The sequence below is a fragment of the Boseongicola aestuarii genome, assembly GCF_900184815.1.
GTDB classification, from domain to species: domain Bacteria; phylum Pseudomonadota; class Alphaproteobacteria; order Rhodobacterales; family Rhodobacteraceae; genus Boseongicola; species Boseongicola aestuarii.
In genome coordinates this window covers 1-18,756 of the sequence record NZ_FXXQ01000001.1, presented here as the reverse complement: position 1 = coordinate 18,756, position 18,756 = coordinate 1, and the positions used below count along the sequence as shown (strand labels likewise).

Sequence of the window (18,756 nt, the reverse complement as noted above, 5' to 3'; positions counted from 1 at the left end):
GATGACAGACCTCAAACCCCACCTCGACCATGCCCATGTCCGCGATCTGCTCAAGTCCATGATCCGCATTCGCCACTTCGAGGATAAATGCGCCGAGCTTTACACACAGCAGAAAATTCGTGGCTTCCTGCACCTCTACGACGGAGAAGAAGCCATCGCCTCCGGGATCATTCCGCTTCTCGATAACAAAGACCGCGTCGTCGCCACCTATCGCGAACACGGCCACGCGCTTGCCCGCGGCGTGCCAATGGGCGCCGTACTGGCCGAAATGTATGGCAAGAGCGAAGGCTGCGCAGGTGGACGCGGCGGTTCCATGCACCTCTTCAGCCGCGACCAGAACTTCTATGGCGGCAACGCCATTGTCGGCGGTGGCCTGCCCATGGCCGTCGGACTAGGGCTTGCAGACCATCTCGAACAGACCAAGGCTGTTACCGCGTGCTTTTTCGGTGAGGGCGCCGTTGCCGAAGGTGAGTTTCACGAAAGCCTTAACCTCGCCACTCTTTGGAAACTACCGGTGTTGTTTGTCTGCGAAAACAACGGCTACGCGATGGGGAGCGCCCTTAACCTGACTGAATCCGAAACGGATATCAGCATTAAGGCGGCCAGCTACGGGCTAAACGCCGAGACAGTCGATGGAATGGACATCGTCGCGGTCGAAGCTGCCGCGCGACGCGCCTTGAAACACATCCGGGACACGGGCGAACCTTGTTTCCTCGAATGCAAGACCTACCGCTTCCGCGCACACTCGATGTTCGATGCACAGCTCTACCGTTCGAAGGACGAGATCGCGGAATGGCGCAGGAAGGGTCCGATTGTCCGGTTCCAGACATGGCTTGAAAAAACCGGCCTTCTGCACGCCAAAGAAGTCTCCGAGATCATCGCAGAGGTCGACGCCGAAATCGCCGAAGCCGTCGCTTTCGCAGAAGCCGGAACCGACGAGCCGCTTGAAAACCTGACCAATCACGTCATGTCCGGCATCCGTCCCCCCGCGCCGTCACCGGTTACCCCCGGTGCATCGACGAACACAACCTATCGCGAAGCCATCAAGGCCGGGATAGTGGACGCTCTCACCCGCGATGACCGTGTGTTCCTGATGGGTGAAGACGTGGGGCACTACGGCGGTTGCTACGCAGTCAGCAAAGGGCTGCTCGATCAGTTCGGAGCCGACCGCATCCGCGACACACCACTTTCGGAATCCGGCTTCACCGGTGCCGGGATCGGAGCTGCCATCGCGGGAATGCGCCCGATCGTCGAATTGATGACCGTCAACTTCTCGCTCCTTGCGCTCGATCAAATCCTTAACACCGCCGCTACGCTTAGGCATATGTCTAACAACCAGTTCGGCGTGCCCGTGGTCATCCGCATGGCCACCGGCGCGGGAAAACAACTGGCGGCACAACACTCGCACAGCCTCGAAGGTTGGTATGCCCACATCCCCGGCCTGCGCGTCCTAACGCCCGCCACGATGGAAGACGCCCGCGGGATGCTCTGGACAGCTCTAGAAGATCCCGACCCGGTGCTGATCTTCGAGAACGTCATGCTCTACAACCGGGAAGGCGATCTAGCTGAAAACGCCGGTCCGGTGGACATTGACAAGGCCGCTGTGCGCCGGACGGGTACCGACATCACCCTGATCACCTACGGCGGTTCGCTTTTCAAGACACTCGACGCCGCCGAAGTGCTTTCGAACGAGGGTATCTCAACCGAAGTCATCGATCTGCGCACGCTACGCCCGCTCGACATGGACACGATTATCGCCTCTATCGCCAAGACCCACCGCGCCCTTATCGTTGATGAAGGCTGGAAAACCGGCAGCATCGCGGCTGAAATCGGAATGCGACTTGCGGAAGAGGCCTTCTTCGAACTTGATGCCCCCCTCGCTCGCGTCTGCAGCGAGGAAGTTCCGATCCCCTACCCTCAACACCTTGAACAGGCGGCCATTCCACAGACAGCCAAAATCATCGACACCGCCCGAAACCTGATGACGGTCCAACCATGAGCAAGTTCCTGATGCCATCCCTTGGTGCCGACATGGAGGCCGGCACCCTCGTGGAACAACTCGTTCAGCCCGGCGAACCGGTCAAACGCGGCGATGTCATCGCCGCCGTTGAGACACAAAAAGGAACGATCGAGATCGAGGTCTTCCAAGACGGCACCCTGCAGGAATGGCTTGTGGATCTTGGCACTAAAGTCGACGTCGGCGCCCCTCTTGCCACGATTCTCGCCGAGGGTGAGGCAACAACCGAACCCGCGCCCGAACCGACGCCCAATCCCAATCCCACGCCCGCGCCAAAACCCGAACATGTCGCCCAAGAGCCGGAACCAAAACCAATCGAACCCACACCCCCGCAACCACAACAACAGCGATCAAGCCCCAAACCCGACAGCCGTCCCCGCATCACACCTGCCGCCCGCAGACGCGCCGCGCAACAAGGTATCGACCTGTCCAGTATCGCGTCCAAAGGCACAATAACGCTGGCCGACCTAGAAAGTCCCACGCCCAAAGCCGCAGCCACGCCCAAGCCTGCGCCCGTTTCCTCGATGCGCAGCGCCATCGCATCCGCCATGTCGCGCTCGAACCGCGAAATCCCGCACTACTACCTCTCTCACGCGGTCGACCTGACAGCCGCCGACGACTTCGTCACCAGATTCAACGCCGACCGCGCGCCCCAAGACCGGCTCTTGCTGGGTGCTGTCTATGCCAGAGCCTTGGCAAAAGCGCTTTCCAAGTACACGGAATTCAACGGCCACTACATCGACGATGCGTTCCACCAGAGTGGCGCCGTTCACCTCGGCTTCGCCGTCAACATCCGCGGCGGCGGCCTGATCGCGCCAGCCCTCTTTGACGCCGAAGCCAAACCCATAGAAGATCTGATGACCGACCTGCGCGACCTCGTTGAACGCGCTCGAACCGGGCGTCTGCGAGCGCGCGAACTTTCGGAGGCAACCATAACCCTCACCAGTCTGGGCGACCGCGGCGTCGACCAACTTTACGGTGTCATCTACCCGCCGCAGGTCGCCATCGTCGGGCTGGGCACACCACGCCTTCAGCCTGCCGTCCACGACGGTGAAGTCGCGCCAAGGCTAACCTCGTCCCTGACGCTTTCCGCCGACCACCGCGTCAGTGACGGCCACCGGGGCGCACTTTTCCTGAAAGCCATCGACAAAAACCTTCAAAGGCCGGAACAGCTATGAACAAACAGGACATCGAGACCGCCGTCAAAGCCGAGCTTAACCGCATCGCGCCGGATATCGACGCTGACGACATCGATCGCAGCGAAAATCTGCGAGACGAATTCGACATTGATTCCATGGACTTCCTGAACCTCGTCACTGCCCTGAGCAAGCTTCTGGGCCTCAACATTCCCGAAGCCGACTATGACCAGATGGAAAGCTTCGACGATCTTGTCGGTTATTTGTCGAAAAAGGCCCCGGCTTGACCGAGACCTCGTTCAGTCGCCGCAACTGCAGCTCAAATCAAGCCGCTTTCGGCTCTGATTTGGCAGTCAGGTTCTGCATGGCGTTATGCGTGCTGAGGTAAATCTTTCCCGCCCCCATTTCATCGCGGAAACTGACCAGTTCCAGACGGTCCATCACCGGCCCCTTCACCTCGGCCATGTTCATGGTGACGCCGGCATCGCGCAAACGCTCCGACAAAGTCTGAAGCGTCTCAAGTGCGCTGGCATCAATGAAGTTCACGGCACTCATGATCAGCAAGAGGTGCTTGATCTCCGGATGATCGGCCACGCGCGCCAAAACGTCATCCTCCAGAAAGGCGGTATTGGCAAAATAGAGACTTTCATCCACTCGAATGGCCAGAACCTCGGGATGCGTCTGAACCTTGTGGCGCAATACGTTGCGGAAATGCTCGGTGTTGCCCACGCGTCCGACCTCGGCCATATGCGGCCGGCTCGTCCGCCAGAGGTATAGCGCGATGGACAACAGCGCACCCGCGACAATCCCCATCTCGATACCAAGTGTCAGCGCCACCAGAAATGTGGCGACCAACGAGGCGGCATCAGCTTTGTTGTAAACCCAAGCCTCGCGAAATGTCTTCACATCGATCAGGTTGGCAACCGCCACCATAATGATGGCCGCAAGTGTCGCATTGGGCAAAAAGTAAAGCAGCGGCGTCAGCAAGGCGACCGTCAGCGCTACCAGTCCCGCCGTGATGATCGACGCCATCGGCGTAACCGCCCCGGCGGTAAAATTCACCAAGGACCGGCTGAATCCACCTGTGACCGGATAGCCGCCTGTAAACGAGGCGCCAATATTCGCCGCCCCCAGCGCAATCAATTCCTGATTGGCATCGAGCTTCTGGCGACGTTTACTGGCCAGTGACTTGGCGACCGAAACACTCTCCAGAAAGCCGACCAGCGAAATCAACAAAGCTGACGGCAACAATTGCCGGACCAGCGCAAAGTCCAGATCAGGAACACTCAGCGGCGGCAACCCTGCCGGAATATCAGCAACAACCTTAACCCCACTCGATTGGTTCAGACCCAACAGCCAAACAAGAAGCGTCGTCACCAGAACAGCGACCAAGGGACCGGTCTTCGCCAAAGCGTCCGCAACTCCACCCGCGACGCCCGCAGACGCCAACCAGGCCGCAAGCCGCCCCTTGAAAAAGAACAAAATACTAATTGAAATCAATGCAATAACAAAAGTCGCAACGTTCAAATCAGAGATATGCGTTACTGCATGGGCGATCGTTTCCGTAATCAAATGACTGCGCGGTATATCAAAGCCCAACAAATGCTTAAGCTGAGAGAAACCGATCACCAGGGCCGCCGCACTGGAAAACCCCGAGATCACGGGATGGCTTAGGAAATTCACCAGAAACCCCAGCCGTGCCAGACCCATTCCAAGTAGGATAGCACCGCTCAAAAACGCAAGCAGAACTGCACCGCTCACATATCCCACGCTACCGCTTTCGGCGATCTCACCCAGCGTTGTGGCAACCATCAGCGAGACAATCGCCACCGGTCCCACCGCCAGAGCACGGCTGGAACCAAGCAAACCATAAAACACCAAAGGGACGATGCTCGCGTAAAGCCCAACCTCCGGCGGCAGACCGGCAAGCAGGGCATACGCCATACCCTGCGGCACCAGCATGATCGCCACGATCAGTCCCGCAATGCTGTCATTTGTCATGGCCTGCCGGTCGTAACCGGGAAGCCAGGCAAGGATCGGCAGAAAAGATGTGAGCGTTCGGCGTCTCATGGTTGTGCCTCTCAAGCTGAAGTGGGCAGGCCTTGCTGACCCGAAATGACGCGGTTCCATGGCATGTGCTTAAGAACTCTGGCCATCGCACAGCTTCCGGTGATCCCGGACTGGGCCAGTCCTGCGCCAACAAGCGCGCTCATCGCTACAAACCAAAGATTGACAACCACGCCAAGAACAACACCGAGAACGACAAGACTTCCGGCAGTGATCTGAACCTGGCGCATAATGCTGATCGGTGCCTTGGCATTTTCGTTCACCGGCAGACCAGCCTCGCGCCAGCTTTGGATGCCACCTTCAAGCTGATAGATCTCGCGAAAACCCGTCCGCAATATCTGCGGCGCCGCAGCTTCGGTCCGTCCGCCACTCCTGCAGTGGAAAACGGCGATCTTGTCGTGTTCCTTTGGGAAATCATCCGGATTGAAGCCCGACAACGGCACCAGATGAGCTTCCGGCACGTGTTCCTTGATCCATTCGTCGGGCTCGCGCACGTCGATCAGAACGGCCCGACCGTCCTTCATCCATTCGAACGTTGTTCTTGCGTCAACTTTTCTCAGAGTCATTTTCGATCTCCTTAGTGATTGCGGCACCGCCGCAGTAGATTTCATAAAGATGATCCAGCAGTTTCCCGACATCCTCGCGGACGATGCGATAGAACATCGTCTGTCCATCGCGTCGGGGTTTCACGATGCGTTCGCGCCGCAAAACAGCCAGTTGTTGCGAGACCACCGTGTCGCGCGCGCCGATTGCTTCGGCCAACTCGCCCACGGATTTCTCGCCTTCTGTCAACAGACACAGGATCATGAGCCTGCGCTTGTTCGACAAAAGCGTCATCATTTCACAGACGCCGTCAGCAGCGGTGTTCATTTCATTTATCTTCATACTTGCGCAGATAGGAAGTTATTCCTATATCGTCAAGAGCAAGACGGCAGATCAACGCTGAAAAAGATCAGACCAACACCCGTTTGAGAATGATCAAACCAGCTCGATCCCCTGCCGTTACTAGAATTCTGACCAACTCAAAGGAGTCTGACATGACACCCAAAGTGAAAGCCTTTTTCGACGAAGCCACCTTTACCGTGTCCTACGTCGTTCAGGATCCGGACAGCAAAAGCTGTGCGATCATCGATTCAGTTCTCGACTTCGACCCGAAATCAGGTCGCACCAACACCGAGAGCGCCGATGCGATCATTTCTTATGTTCAGGACAATGACCTTGAGGTCGAGTGGTTGCTGGAAACCCACGCCCATGCCGATCATCTGAGCGCCGCGCCCTATATTAAAGGCAAAGTCGGCGGAACCACCGCAGTCGGCGCCCATATAAAAGAGGTGCAGGACGTCTTCGCCAAGCTCTTCAACGTCGAAAAAGGCTTCCAGACCGATGGAAGCCAGTTTGAGCACCTGTTCGAGGATGGCGAGGAATTCGAAATTGGCGGCGTCACCGTCAAGGCGATGCACACACCGGGGCATACTCCGGCCTGTATGACCTATGTGGCCGACAAAGCCGCCTTTGTGGGTGACACCCTGTTCATGCCGGATTTCGGTACCGCGCGCGCCGACTTCCCCGGCGGCGATGCCCGAACCCTCTATCGGTCTATACAGAAAGTGCTCACGCTGCCCGACGACACGACGCTCTACATGTGCCACGACTACAAGGCACCGGGTCGTGACGAATACAAATGGGAAACCACCGTGGCCGAGGAAAAAGCCGCCAACGTCCATGTCGGGGCAGGCAAATCGGAAGACGAATTTGTCGCAATGCGCGAAGCCCGCGACGCGACGCTCGATATGCCCACGCTGATCCTGCCCTCCGTACAGGTCAACATTCGCGCCGGTGAACTGCCACCTGCTGAAGACAACGGCGTGCGCTATCTCAAAGTGCCGCTGAACCAAATCTAAGCGAAAAAGGGCCGCGTGCATTCAGCGCGCGGCCTTGATTTCGGAGGCACCCTCATGAACGTGAACGTATCAAGACCCGCCCCCCAAGCGTCGGCGCAACAGGTTCCACAGACAGAAGCCCTGGTGCTCAACTGCATGGATTACCGTCTTGTCGCGGCTGTCGCAGACTATCTCGATGGCCGCGGCCTTCGTGGCAAATACGATCAGATCACTCTCGCCGGCGGCGCGATCGGCGTGATGTCCGATCAGACCACTGCCTGGGCAAAAACCTTTTGGCAACACGTTGCGCTGGCGCGCAAACTGCATGGCATACGTAAGGTCATCATCATCGACCACCGCGATTGCGGAGCTTGCAAGGCCTTTGTCAGCACCGATTGCGCTGATATCCGCGAGGTCGAAACAGTGACGCATATGAAATGGATGGAGGCGCTGGCCGACGAGATCGCAAAACGCGAACCGGGCCTCGAAGTTGAAACCCTGCTGATGGATCTTGACGGCAGCGTCGAGGCATTCTTTCTCTGACAATCCCCGCGCCAGTGACGTCCTCGCAACGGTCACAACCGACCTGAAATTCGCAATCGAACCGGTTCGCCCGATCGTTCATTCCGCCCCTGCAACATGCCCCACGTCCCGAGGCGCTTCACAGGCATGGACGTGGCATTCAAGCTCCAGGGTGATGTGCGTCAGCCCGAACTCATGTCGAAGGACGTTTTTCACCGCGCCTTTCACTTGGTCCGCCTCGCCCCACATGCCTTCCTCGATGACGACATGTGCATCCAGCGCCGGTTCATGCTCTTGCATTTGCCACAGATGCAGATGATGCACGCCCTCCACCCCGGCCACGCCGCGCATCGACGCCAGAACGGAGCGGGTGTCCAGTTCGGGTGGGCTCCCAAGCATCAGAATGCGGATCGTGCGGCCGACTTCGCTTGCCGACTGCCAAAAAATATAGCCCGCAATCAACATCGTGATCAGCGGATCGATCAATCGCCAGTCATAAAGAATGATCACAGTCCCCGCGACGATGACGGCCACGGACCCCAGCGCGTCCGCTAGGTTGTGCAGAAAAGCCGCGCGGATGTTCATACTGTCCTTTGACAGCGTATAGGTCAGCAAAGCGGTGGCAGAATCCACCAGAAGCGCAAAAACCGCGATGATCACTACAGACCAGCCCTCGACTTCGGTTGGATCAAAGATGCGTCTTGCAGCTTCGTACGTCAGGAAAAAGGCAAGAAGGATCAGGGTGGTATAGTTGATCAACGCCGCGACAACTTCGGCACGACCATATCCGAACGTCATTGTATCGTCAGCAGGTCGCTGGGCAACCTTGCGCGCAAGGAAGGCAAGAACCAGAGCCATTGCATCTGACAGATTGTGGATGGCGTCCGCAATCAGGGCCAAACTGCCTGACACCAGACCGCCCACAATCTGCACGACACTCAGCAAAGTGTTGATTGCGATTGCCCAGAAAACCCGCCGGTTCCCGGCTTCGGCGTCCAGATGATGCGTATGTCCGGCCAAAGTCCGGCTCCTTCTCGTTTCGAATGTCTCCAAACCGCTCAAACACGTGCCCGGATTCCAAATTCAGGAAAGGGCTACGTTAACCACACTCACCCATATCCTCGCCTCCCGCTTTGCGAGGGATCAATCCGGATAGGTTCTCCAGCACCATCTCGGTTTTCACACTCCGTTAAGCCCGACAGGTCGATCATCGCAATGACAAAGGGAAACGCGCCCGAAAGCACGTTTTGCAGAGCGGGCAGCACGCGCCTTTATCTCAAAGGCAGTATCGCCTCCAAGAAACCAGTCTCAGAAAATCTGCATCATCGCAGAAGCACCGGCTGCGAAAAGACCCGCCACGACGGCGAATGACGCAAGGCTCAAGGCAAACCCGCCAAGCAGCCACAAGCCATCGCGTTCACTCAGGCTCAGAGCGATCACGATGACCGACAAGGCAGGCAGTGTGTTGCCGAACGGATTGGGCAAGAACATGAAGACCGACATCACAAGACAGGCGACACCGACGGTCAGTTCGGCCGCGCGGTGTGACAAAATCCAAAATCGCGGATGGACCAGCCGCTCCATCCGCTCAATCCACGGAATGGCGCGAACAATGATCTTCGAAAACATCTGATGCTCTATGGATCGCTCGCCCAAAAAAGCCGGCAGCCACACCGCAGGACGGCCAAGGACCAACTGCGCCGCCACGAATATCAGAGGCGGTCCGGTGATCACGGACGATCCGGGAACAAAGAAAAACAGGTTCGGAAGCGCGAAAATGATCAGCAAAGGCACGAAACTGCGATTTCCCAGCGATGTGATCAGCAGGTTGAGCGAAATGCTTTCAACCGCGCTGCGCTGCAGGTCACGCAGAGCAACCGACAGCCTTCTGTTTGGCGCTTTCTCATCAACGAAAGGTTCCACGGCCAAAGCCCTCATTCGCAATCGGACCGATCCATCAGATCGCCAGGCAACTGCGTATTGCAAAGCAGCGCCGACTGCAGGTCGGTACGGTCCATGAAGGCACCTTCAAATACCGCACCCGACAGGATCGCGCCATCAAAGCTTACATTCTCAAGGCGCGCACCGACAAAACTAGCGCCGCGCAGGTTCGTTCCAACGAAACTGACATTGCGCAAAATTGCCTTTCGAAAAGCGAAATATTCAATTCCGAATTATCAAACACGACGTTGTCGAGCGCCGCATTGGACAGGTTTATTCCGATAAGTTTCCTGCCCGAAAAATCCTGATCTTCAAAGGCGCAGTTCTCGCAATCCCCAAGGGCCCGGAGCTCACTCAACCGCTCCACGTCTTCGGCCGCGACGGCAATGCCGTAAGTCAGCATCAGCGCAACCAGACCCATGCGCGCGGCACTTAGACCTTGCGGCAAAGCTTCCGACAAACCGTGCGAAGAAAGATATCTAAGCACCGGATACCAACCACGCCGTATAGGCGACATAAGCGCCGAGAAAGCCAATCCCGACCCCTCGCCCGATCCGCTGCCAAGCCATGACAACGATAATCAAGGCGACCGCTGCCGCCAGCATGACCCAGACATCAAGCTGCGCGATTTCCGGGGGAATGGGAATTGGCTGAACAAGCGCCGTGACGCCCAGAATACCCAGGATATTATAGATGTTCGATCCGATCACATTGCCGAAGGCGATGCCGGACTGCCGCCGCAGAGCCGCCATGACAGATGTCACAAGCTCTGGCAGCGACGTGCCGACGGCAACCACCGTCAGCCCCACGACTGTCTCGCTCATCCCCCAGATCAGCGCCAGTGTGACGGCGGCTTTAACGGTCAGATGCGCACCCAAGATCGTCAGGATAGTCCCGCCAGCCGCCAGTCCAAGTGCGATCCATAAAGACCCCGTTGTCGGTGCGCTGATCGGCGCTTCATCACCAATCGCGGACGCAACGGCACGCCTGTCGGTTCTGTAAGCCAGCCAGATATAACCCAGCAATAGGGCGATCAGAACGCCACCCATCCAGCGCTCCAGCGTGCCAACCAAAACCACTCCAACTGCCAGCGCGGTTGCGACCCCAAGCACCGCACCATCGCGTCGGAACGCACCGGAATCAACGACCATCGGCATGATTACCGCAGCGACACCCACAATCAGCAGGATGTTGGCCACATTGGAGCCGATCACATTTCCGACCGCTATGCCCGGGAATCCCCCCAGCGCGGCCTGCAGACTGGTGACCAGTTCGGGTGTCGAAGTTCCAAAGCCGACAAGCGTCAGGCCGATCAGAAGAGGCGAAACCCCAAACCGGGACGCGACCGCAACGGCTCCGCGCACCAAAGCCTCGCCGCCGGCAACCAGCAAAGCGAACCCGAGAATTAGTTGAAGATAGTCCATGTGCTGTTCGTCCGAAAAGACAAGCTCGGCGAGCGCACGGGATATGCAATTCGTTGGCCTGTCCATCGCAGATAAGAAGCGGCGAGATCTGATTTCAAGTGTGGGGCAAAAACATTCAAAACCACTTAATTACGTAGCGCGAAACCGCGTGGAACGGTTACCACCAACACAAGAACCAAAGACCTACTCTCGCGGATCCTTTTGCGACTGCGGGGGCCCCTCAAGCGCCTCGGACGGCTGATCCGCATCCAGTTCCGCCTGATCAGCGCCAAGAGCCGCCGTTTCCGGTGTGGAAAAGCGCGCCAAAGGCTTGGCTTTGAACATGACCTTCTTCTCGCTCTTTACCGAAGGAGCGGTGCGCAAGCGGTATATGGCAAACGTCAGCAGACATATATGCGCGGTTCCCGTCACGGCGAACAGACTTGCAGGACCAAAAGATGTCATTGCAAAACCGGCGACCGTAGGACCCCCGATCGAGCCAAGACCAAACACCAGCAACAAACCGCCACTGACCTGAATATAGGTTCCCGGTTCGGCATGGTCGTTCGCGTGCGCCACGATCACCGGATACATGGCGTATACCGTTGCCCCAAACAGAGCCGCCAACCCCAGAACCATCGACGGACTGGTCACCCCGACCAAAAGGAACAGCGCATCCGCGGCTAAGGCAAAGCACGTTATCCCGATAAGAACCTTCCGCCGGTCCAGCCGGTCCGACGCGATCCCGACCGGTATCTGCATCGCGGCCCCAGCGAGAATTGGAATACTCGCAAACAAGGCTATATCTCCCAGCGAAAGTCCGATCCGCGCGCCAAAAACGGCCGCAAGCGTGCCGAACGAGGCATTCGAGACCCCCACCATTAGAACCGCAAAGAAGGCGATGGGCGAGTTTCTCCACAATGCCCGCAAATCAAGTGAAACCTTAGTGAGCGGACGAGGCGTGGTCGTCGCGCTGATGGCCGTCGGCAAAAGTGCAAGGCAGTACACCATCGCTGCGAGGACAAAAAAGAAATATCCGTTGGTATCCCCAAGTGTCAGCACCATCTGGCCGGCTGTCGTCGCGGCCAGATTCACCATTGTATAGATGCCGAAGACACGACCGCGCGAAGATGCCTCGGTTCTTTCGTTCAGCCAGCTTTCAACGATCATCGCGGCCCCGGCAAAACAAAAGCCGGAAAGGGCGCGCACAGGTATCCATACCGCGGGCGTGATCAGGACAAGCGATATCAAGACGGCAATTGCGGCAATCGCGCACATGGCCCCGAACGCCCGTATATGACCGACGCGCGCCACCATAGCGGGCGTGCGCAGGCAACCCGCGACATAGCCGATCGCCCAGCCCGTTCCAAGAAGGCCAAGCGACGTCGCCGTAAACCCTTCCGCTTCCCCACGGATCGGCAGGATCAAGGCGTTCACGCCGCCCGCAAACAACAAAAACGCCGAGCCAAGCAGCAACGCGCCAAGTGAGAGAATGCTTTTGAACAAGGTTCCGGCCAGCCCCATCGTCGTCAACGGTGAAATTCAGCCGCCAAACAAGGCCAACGTCGCTAAATTCAGTTTAGGAATACTGAAGATACCTAGAAAACACAATTTCATCCAGATCGTTCTCGTGACTTGGCAACCTCGCGGCCCGCTCAGAGCGGTTATGGCTGTCTTAACCTCTGCAAAAGTCAGACCGCATCACCTGATCGCAATCAGGACAAAACATTGATCTTTCCCGCGCTTCAGCCCTCGCGAAGGTCGCGTCACAAATATCGCTGTGTCCTTACCTCCGCGCTTGGATTTCGCGGCTCGACTGCCTGCGATACGCTTCAGTACAACTCCACGCGAACTGGGCCACCGGCAACGCCGAAAACCCGCGCTCGGCCCCGCTTCGGTTTGATCTTCCTCAACTTCAACCCCCGAGTCTGACTTATCACGTCAAATATGCCGCGCACTTCGGTCGCGACGACATTGCTTTCTCTTTGGGAGTCAAACGATGCGGAATATCAGGGCCATTGCCGTTGCTGTTACCTGCCTTTTTGCCGGAACCGTCGGCGCGCAGACTGGAGCCGTCTGCGCAACCTGCGCAGATAGTATTGAAAGATATTTCCCAAATCTGCCGCATATGGGCGGTGCTGTGCATTTGTACCCCACAGAACATCTCGCGCAGGTCTCGTTGGAATGCCGCACCGCCTTCGAAAGCACGGGGCCGGGCAACAGACGCATGGGTTGGGGTGGAACCTCGCCGCGCCCCGATTACATGGGCCTGCGGCAGATCGTGGCGACGATCGAAGCCCTTGGGTATACAAATGTCCGCGAGATCGAATTCGAAGGCAGTCACTACGAGATCGAGGCCACCAACAGCGACGGAGTCCAGGTCGAGATCTACGTCGACGCCGTGACCGGCAAAGTCCTGAAATCGAAACGAAACGACAGCTAGCGCTGCGCCACGGACGCCAATTGGCGCGACACATCGGGATTGCAAACGCACCCCAGGACTGCAAAACAACTTGCAACGGGAACTACAGCAATGAGCGACCCAGCAACGCAACAGCAGACCCATTCGGGCTCACAGACAATCCTGCAGGCCATCGGCCTGACCAAAGTCTATGGCGAAGGTCCCTCGGCTGTGCATGCGTTGCGGGGGGTCGACCTCACTCTCGGACGAGGCGAACTCGTGGTCCTGCTCGGGCCCTCAGGCAGCGGCAAGTCGACCTTGCTCAACATACTCGGCGGCCTCGACACAGCGACCGGGGGCCAGGTCATTCTCGACGGGATCGATCTGGGCAAAATGGATATTGCCGCCCTGACGCGTTATCGACGCGACCGCGTGGGCTTCGTCTTTCAGTTCTATAATCTGATCGCCTCGCTCACCGCCGAAGAGAACGTCGCGCTGGTCACGGAAATCGCGCGCGATCCGCTATCCCCAAACGACGCGCTGAAGATCGTCGGGCTTGGCCCGCGGGCGCATCACTTCCCGGCCGAACTGTCGGGCGGCGAACAGCAACGCGTCGCCATCGCGCGCGCCATAGCCAAACGACCCGAGCTTTTGCTTTGCGACGAACCGACCGGTGCGCTTGACAGCGAAACTGGTGTGATCGTGCTGGAGGCTATCAAGACAGTGAACCGCGAGGTCGGGTCCTCGACCGTTCTGATCACTCACAACGCCGCCATCGCGGACATGGCGGATCGCGTGATTTCGATGCGGGACGGGCAGATCGCGGACGAATACACAAACAAAACCCGCGTGGCCCCACGCGATATCAATTGGTAGCGCCATGCACCCATTGAACCGGAAACTCCTGCGCGATCTGTTGCGCCTTCGCGGACAAGTCTTCGCGGTGGCTCTTGTGGTCGCCTCGGGTGTTGCTCTGCTTGTGATGTCTCTCAGCACCCTGACCTCGCTCCAAGCCACGACAGACGCCTATTACGAACGCTACAGCTTTGCCGAAGTCTTTGCGGGCGTGCGCCGTGCGCCAATGCGCCTGACCGACCGCATCGCAAGAATTCCCGGCGTCCAGACCGTCGAAACCCGCATCAGCGCGCTCACGACCGTTGAAATCGCGAGCATGAGCGAACCCGTCATGGCCCACCTCCTTTCGGTCCCGGATGACCGCGAGCCTTTGCTCAACAGGTTTGCTCTTCTGACGGGCCGATCCCCGCTGGCGGATCGCGACGACGAGGCGGTCCTTCACGCGCCTTTCGCACAAGCTCACGGACTGGTGCCGGGTGACTCCATTCGCGTGCTGCTCAATGGCACCCAGCGCAAGGTCCGTGTCGTCGGGATCGCACTTTCACCCGAGTTTGTCTACGCAATCGCGCCCGGCGGACTGATGCCGGACGACCGGCGATACGGCATCGTCTGGATGGGACGCGAGACTCTTGCGGCTGCTTATGACATGCAAGGCGCGTTCAACGACGTCACCCTCTCGCTCTTGCGTGACGTCGACCCGAAACCCGTCATCACCGACCTTGACGACCTGCTTGAAGACCACGGCGGAAGTGGCGCAATCGCGCGGGCCGATCAGATTTCGAACTGGTTTTTGATGAATGAATTCGACCAGTTGCGCACCATGGCGACAATCCTGCCGGGGATCTTTCTGTCAGTGGCCGCATTCCTGACAAACGCCATACTTGCCCGGATCATCACCGTGGAACGACGCGAGATCGCCTTGATGAAAGCCTTCGGATACACAGACCTTCAAGTTGGCTGGCACTATACGATGCTTGCCCTTGCCATGACGGCCGTCGGCGTTCTCCTCGGATGGGGCGCAGGAGCGGCACTTGGACGATACAACACTGAAATCTACACTCAGTTCTTCCGGTTTCCCTTCCTCTTCTATCGTCCAAGCGGAACGGAATTCGCACTCTCGGCCATCGTGGCCTTTGGCGCGGGCCTGCTTGGTGCGATCGGCGCGGTCCGACAGGTTCTACGCCTTGTTCCGGCACAAGCGATGCGCCCGCCCGCCCCAGAACGGTTTCGCGAAGTCGCTTTGCCACATGCGGTCGTCGAGGCCCTAGACAGCCCGACCCGGATCATCCTGCGCCACATTATCCGCAACCCGCTGCGCGCTGGCGTGACAGTGGTCGGCGTCGCCCTGTCGGTCGCCGTTCTAGTCATGGCCATGCAATGGAATGATGCGATCTACCTCCTTGTGCGAAATCATTTCCAACAAAGCCAGCATCAGGACATGGTGGTCGGCTTCAGAGGGACACGCGCAGATTCCGCCCGCCACGCGCTGCTGAGCCTGCCCGGCGTTTTGGCGGTCGAACCCATGCGTCTTGTCGCGGCCGATATCACAAATGGCAGAACCCGGCACCGCGGCGGCCTGACCGCGCTTCCCGAAGACAGCCGCCTCCAGCTCATCCATGATGTGCGCGGCTGGAAAGTCCCTGTGCCGACAGGCGGCGTGGTACTCGGTCGACTGCTTGCCGAGAAGCTTGACGTGAAGCCTGGAGACACAGTCGAGGTCGAAATTCTGGAACGTGACCACCGCCGCTTCGAACTGACAGTGGCAGGCATTCACGAAACCTGGATCGCAATGCCGGCCTATGTCTCGCTCGCGCAACTCAACCGCCTGCTGGGCGACCCCCCTTCGTTCGAATATGCAAGTCTGCTGGTCGACGCCGCCGACGAAGGCCCGCTTTATGACGCCTTGCGCGCGCTCCCCGGGCTTGCCACCGTCACCGTCAAGCATAACGCCATCCAGACCATGTTCGAAACCATCGGCGAGACGATCCTGATTTTCAGTGGCTTTTTCGTCCTGTTCTCCAGCGCATTAGCATATGGCGTGGTCTACAACGCCGCACGGGTGGCCTTGTCCGAACGCGGCCGCGAACTTGCGACCTTGCGGGTACTCGGCTTCACCCGCGCCGAGGTCTCCTACATCCTGATCGGCGAAACCGCGCTTCTCGTCATGATCGCGCTGCCACTGGGATGCTTGGCGGGCTATGGCCTTGTCGCGATCATCGTTCAGGCTTTCGAAACCGAACTCTTCCGGTTGCCGTTCGTTATTCCTCCGACTGCATTTGGAAAAGCTGTGCTTGTCATCATCATCGCCAGCGCGGTCTCTGCCGCTGTCGTAAGACGACGGCTTGACCGCCTTGATCTCATAAGTGTCTTGAAAACAAGGGAGTGAGCCAAATGGCAATCATCACTGGCCGTAGAGTGTTCTGGGCGATCCCGGTCGGAGCCGTGGCCGCTGGCCTCGTCTTCGCCTTCTGGCCGCGCCCGATCGACGTGGATCTCGCAACCGTCACACGCGGTCCCCTCGTCACAACCGTCGCGCAAGAAGGCCAAACCCGGATCCGCGACACGTTCGTCGTCTCCGCGCCGGTGCACGGAAGAGCCCTTCGGATCGAAATTGAAGAAGGGGACGAGGTTGTCGCCAACGAAACGGTGGTGGCCGAGATCGAACCGATGGACCCCGAATTCCTTGACGTTCGCTCAGAGGCCACAGCCCGCGCCGACGCGGACGCCGCGCGCGCCGCCTTGAAACTGGCCCAAGCAGAACTGACGCAGGCCCAGGCAGAACTCGATTTCGCCAAAACCGAAGTTGAGCGCATGCGCGAGCTTTGGACCAATGAAACCGTGTCCCTGCGCGTCGTGCAGGAAGCCGAGCGGACGTTCCGCATCCGCACGGCAGCGCTCGCCACGGCCGCAGCCGCCGTCGAGATGCGCGAGAACCTTCTGCGCGCCGCAGAGGTCCGCCTTGTGCCACCCGGCGAGACGTCCCAACGCCTTGGAAACTGCCCCTGCATCCCGATCCGTGCCCCGATCGACGGTCAGGTCCTACGGGTTCTGCACGAAAGCGAGGGCGTCGTCGCACCCGGACAACCCCTCCTCGAGGTTGGAAACCCGGAAGACCTGGAAATCGTCGCCGACTTCCGCTCCTCCGACGCGGTGCGAATCGAACCCGGACAAAGAGCCATCATCGACAATTGGGGTGGCGACAGGGCCTTGTCGGGAACTGTGCGCAGGATCGACCCCTTCGGATACACCAAGGTCTCAGCGCTGGGCATAGAAGAACAGCGCGTCAGTGTGGTGATCGACATTTCCGATCCCCCCGCGGTCTGGACACGCCTTGGCCATGGCTTTGAGGTCGAAGTCGATATCGTGCTTTGGGAAGCCTCCGATGTTCCCAAAGTGCCAGCGACGGCTCTGTTTCGCAATGGCGAAGTCTGGCAGGTGTTTCAGGTCGTCGATGGACGCGCCCGAACAGCGACTGTCGAGGTGGGCGAACGAACGGACCGGGAAGCCAGGATTCTCTCAGGCCTAGACGATGGCGACGAGATTGTACGTTTCCCGGACGATCGCATTGAAGACGGGGTCAGACTTCAACAACGCTAGCAGGATACCAGCGGCCCCGCGCCCGGCCACGAAATGCGCGGCACGCCTGCCACGCTGCAACCCGAGACACCCTTGCGCCAGATCAATACCGGCGCCGATTGCCCCGCTATAGTGACGCCAGATGTTCACGACAAACGGGTGCGCGGAATGCCACGACTCCTCCTGATGCTGACGGCTCTGATCCTTGCCGCACCGACTTTCGGCCAGACCATGGACGTCACACTTCAAAGCGTCACGGAATGGAAGATGGTCTTCGGGCAAGTCGAAACCCGCAACAGGTTGCCCGCGCGCGCGCGGATCGGTGGCACGGTCGTGGACCTCTTCGTGACGGAGGGCGATCTGGTCGCGGCAGGCGCTCGCGTCGCCCGGATCGAAGACGGCAAACTCGATTTCCAGATCGACGCTCTGGATGCACGTCTCACCGCGCTGGAGTCACGCCTGTCGACAGCGCGCTCGGAACTCGCCCGGGGCGAGGCGTTGATGGAGCGCGAAGTGATCACCAGCCGACGGCTTGAAGAACTGCAAACCGCTGTCAGCGTGATCGAAGGCGAGATATCGAACATCCAAGCCGAGCGCCTGATCGTCGAACAGCAAATAACCGAAGGGGCAGTCCTCGCACCGGATGCGGGCATCGTGCTGGCCGTCCATATTTCGCGCGGATCTGTCGTTACACCCGGTGAGGCGATTGCAGTCATTGCAAGCGGCGGCGTCTTTCTGCGACTTGCGGTGCCCGAAAGACATGCCACGGATCTCGCACAAGGCGACCGGATCGAGATCGGCACCGACCGCGCCGTGCGTGACGGAACACTTTGAGCCTCCCCATCTGAATTGGTCCACCGTTATGTTTAGGAAACGGAGGACAGAGAATGGCAAACAAACGACACAAGCCAGAGGAAATAGTTCAGAAATTGCGGCAGGTTGATGTGCTTGTCGGCCA

The 18,756-nt window shown here is 58.8% G+C and carries 18 protein-coding genes; 10 read left to right on the top strand and 8 right to left on the bottom strand.

What is annotated here, in order from left to right; translation table 11 throughout:
* Position 1 precedes the first annotated feature (1 nt).
* The 3 genes from pdhA to BOA8489_RS00085 are packed head-to-tail and all read left to right on the top strand — an operon-like array spanning position 2 to position 3,440.
* Positions 2-1,999 carry a pyruvate dehydrogenase (acetyl-transferring) E1 component subunit alpha gene (gene pdhA, locus BOA8489_RS00095; RefSeq protein ID WP_093972449.1) on the top strand — a complete coding sequence of 666 codons (1,998 nt, stop codon included), beginning with the start codon at positions 2-4 and terminating at the stop codon, positions 1,997-1,999.
* Entirely contained in the window at positions 1,996-3,195 is a 1,200-nt protein-coding gene (locus BOA8489_RS00090) for a dihydrolipoamide acetyltransferase family protein (RefSeq protein ID WP_093971958.1), read from the top strand. Before pdhA ends, BOA8489_RS00090 begins: the two co-directional genes overlap by 4 nt.
* Entirely contained in the window at positions 3,192-3,440 is a 249-nt protein-coding gene (locus BOA8489_RS00085) for an acyl carrier protein (RefSeq protein ID WP_093971957.1), read from the top strand. Before BOA8489_RS00090 ends, BOA8489_RS00085 begins: the two co-directional genes overlap by 4 nt.
* Positions 3,441-3,477: 37 nt before the next feature.
* On the opposite strand, the gene BOA8489_RS00080 is transcribed toward BOA8489_RS00085, so the two are convergent.
* Genes BOA8489_RS00080 through BOA8489_RS00070 form a run of 3 tightly spaced genes read right to left on the bottom strand, consistent with a single transcriptional unit; the run spans position 3,478 to position 6,090 of the window.
* On the bottom strand, positions 3,478-5,223 hold the full coding sequence (locus BOA8489_RS00080; RefSeq protein WP_093971956.1) for a SulP family inorganic anion transporter: 1,746 nt from the start codon (positions 5,221-5,223) through the stop codon (positions 3,478-3,480).
* Between the two features lie 11 nt (positions 5,224-5,234).
* Complete coding sequence (locus BOA8489_RS00075) at positions 5,235-5,786, bottom strand: rhodanese-like domain-containing protein (protein WP_217897919.1); 552 nt, start codon at positions 5,784-5,786, stop codon at positions 5,235-5,237.
* Positions 5,767-6,090 (bottom strand): ArsR/SmtB family transcription factor, encoded by a 324-nt coding sequence (locus BOA8489_RS00070; RefSeq protein ID WP_217897918.1) that lies wholly within the window; start codon positions 6,088-6,090, stop codon positions 5,767-5,769. The genes BOA8489_RS00075 and BOA8489_RS00070 overlap by 20 nt, the downstream gene beginning before the upstream one ends.
* A gap of 167 nt (positions 6,091-6,257) precedes the next feature.
* On the opposite strand from BOA8489_RS00070, the gene BOA8489_RS00065 reads away from it, so the two are divergent.
* Together BOA8489_RS00065 and BOA8489_RS00060 are read left to right on the top strand one after the other, a co-directional pair.
* Positions 6,258-7,121 carry an MBL fold metallo-hydrolase gene (locus tag BOA8489_RS00065; protein WP_093971953.1) on the top strand — a complete coding sequence of 288 codons (864 nt, stop codon included), beginning with the start codon at positions 6,258-6,260 and terminating at the stop codon, positions 7,119-7,121.
* Between the two features lie 54 nt (positions 7,122-7,175).
* The gene (locus BOA8489_RS00060) at positions 7,176-7,643 is read left to right on the top strand and encodes a carbonic anhydrase (RefSeq protein WP_141138200.1); all 468 of its coding nucleotides are present in this window, start codon (positions 7,176-7,178) and stop codon (positions 7,641-7,643) included.
* 78 nt (positions 7,644-7,721) lie between these two features.
* Here BOA8489_RS00060 and BOA8489_RS00055 read toward each other — a convergent pair whose 3' ends face one another.
* The 5 genes from BOA8489_RS00055 to BOA8489_RS00030 all read right to left on the bottom strand — a co-directional run bounded on the left by BOA8489_RS00055 (position 7,722) and on the right by BOA8489_RS00030 (position 12,472).
* The gene (locus tag BOA8489_RS00055) at positions 7,722-8,642 is read right to left on the bottom strand and encodes a cation diffusion facilitator family transporter (RefSeq protein ID WP_093971951.1); all 921 of its coding nucleotides are present in this window, start codon (positions 8,640-8,642) and stop codon (positions 7,722-7,724) included.
* Between the two features lie 288 nt (positions 8,643-8,930).
* Positions 8,931-9,545 (bottom strand): exopolysaccharide biosynthesis protein, encoded by a 615-nt coding sequence (locus BOA8489_RS00050; protein WP_176440148.1) that lies wholly within the window; start codon positions 9,543-9,545, stop codon positions 8,931-8,933.
* An 11-nt stretch (positions 9,546-9,556) separates the two neighbouring features.
* A complete protein-coding gene (locus BOA8489_RS00045; protein ID WP_442319933.1) occupies positions 9,557-9,763 on the bottom strand; it encodes a pentapeptide repeat-containing protein in 207 nt (68 codons plus the stop codon).
* A 279-nt stretch (positions 9,764-10,042) separates the two neighbouring features.
* On the bottom strand, positions 10,043-10,987 hold the full coding sequence (locus BOA8489_RS00035; protein WP_093972448.1) for a calcium/sodium antiporter: 945 nt from the start codon (positions 10,985-10,987) through the stop codon (positions 10,043-10,045).
* 183 nt (positions 10,988-11,170) lie between these two features.
* Positions 11,171-12,472, bottom strand: coding sequence for an MFS transporter (locus tag BOA8489_RS00030; RefSeq protein WP_093972447.1), 1,302 nt, complete (start codon positions 12,470-12,472; stop codon positions 11,171-11,173).
* Positions 12,473-12,965: 493 nt separating this feature from the next.
* On the opposite strand from BOA8489_RS00030, the gene BOA8489_RS00025 reads away from it, so the two are divergent.
* From BOA8489_RS00025 to BOA8489_RS00005, 5 genes are all read left to right on the top strand, one after another.
* Entirely contained in the window at positions 12,966-13,409 is a 444-nt protein-coding gene (locus BOA8489_RS00025; RefSeq protein WP_093971947.1) for a PepSY domain-containing protein, read from the top strand.
* A gap of 90 nt (positions 13,410-13,499) precedes the next feature.
* Positions 13,500-14,243 (top strand): ABC transporter ATP-binding protein, encoded by a 744-nt coding sequence (locus BOA8489_RS00020; RefSeq protein ID WP_093971946.1) that lies wholly within the window; start codon positions 13,500-13,502, stop codon positions 14,241-14,243.
* Between the two features lie 4 nt (positions 14,244-14,247).
* Complete coding sequence (locus BOA8489_RS00015; RefSeq protein WP_093971945.1) at positions 14,248-16,608, top strand: ABC transporter permease; 2,361 nt, start codon at positions 14,248-14,250, stop codon at positions 16,606-16,608.
* Positions 16,609-16,613: 5 nt separating this feature from the next.
* The gene (locus BOA8489_RS00010) at positions 16,614-17,819 is read left to right on the top strand and encodes an efflux RND transporter periplasmic adaptor subunit (protein ID WP_093971944.1); all 1,206 of its coding nucleotides are present in this window, start codon (positions 16,614-16,616) and stop codon (positions 17,817-17,819) included.
* Positions 17,820-17,966: 147 nt separating this feature from the next.
* Complete coding sequence (locus tag BOA8489_RS00005; RefSeq protein WP_141138199.1) at positions 17,967-18,632, top strand: efflux RND transporter periplasmic adaptor subunit; 666 nt, start codon at positions 17,967-17,969, stop codon at positions 18,630-18,632.
* Positions 18,633-18,756: the final 124 nt, after the last annotated feature.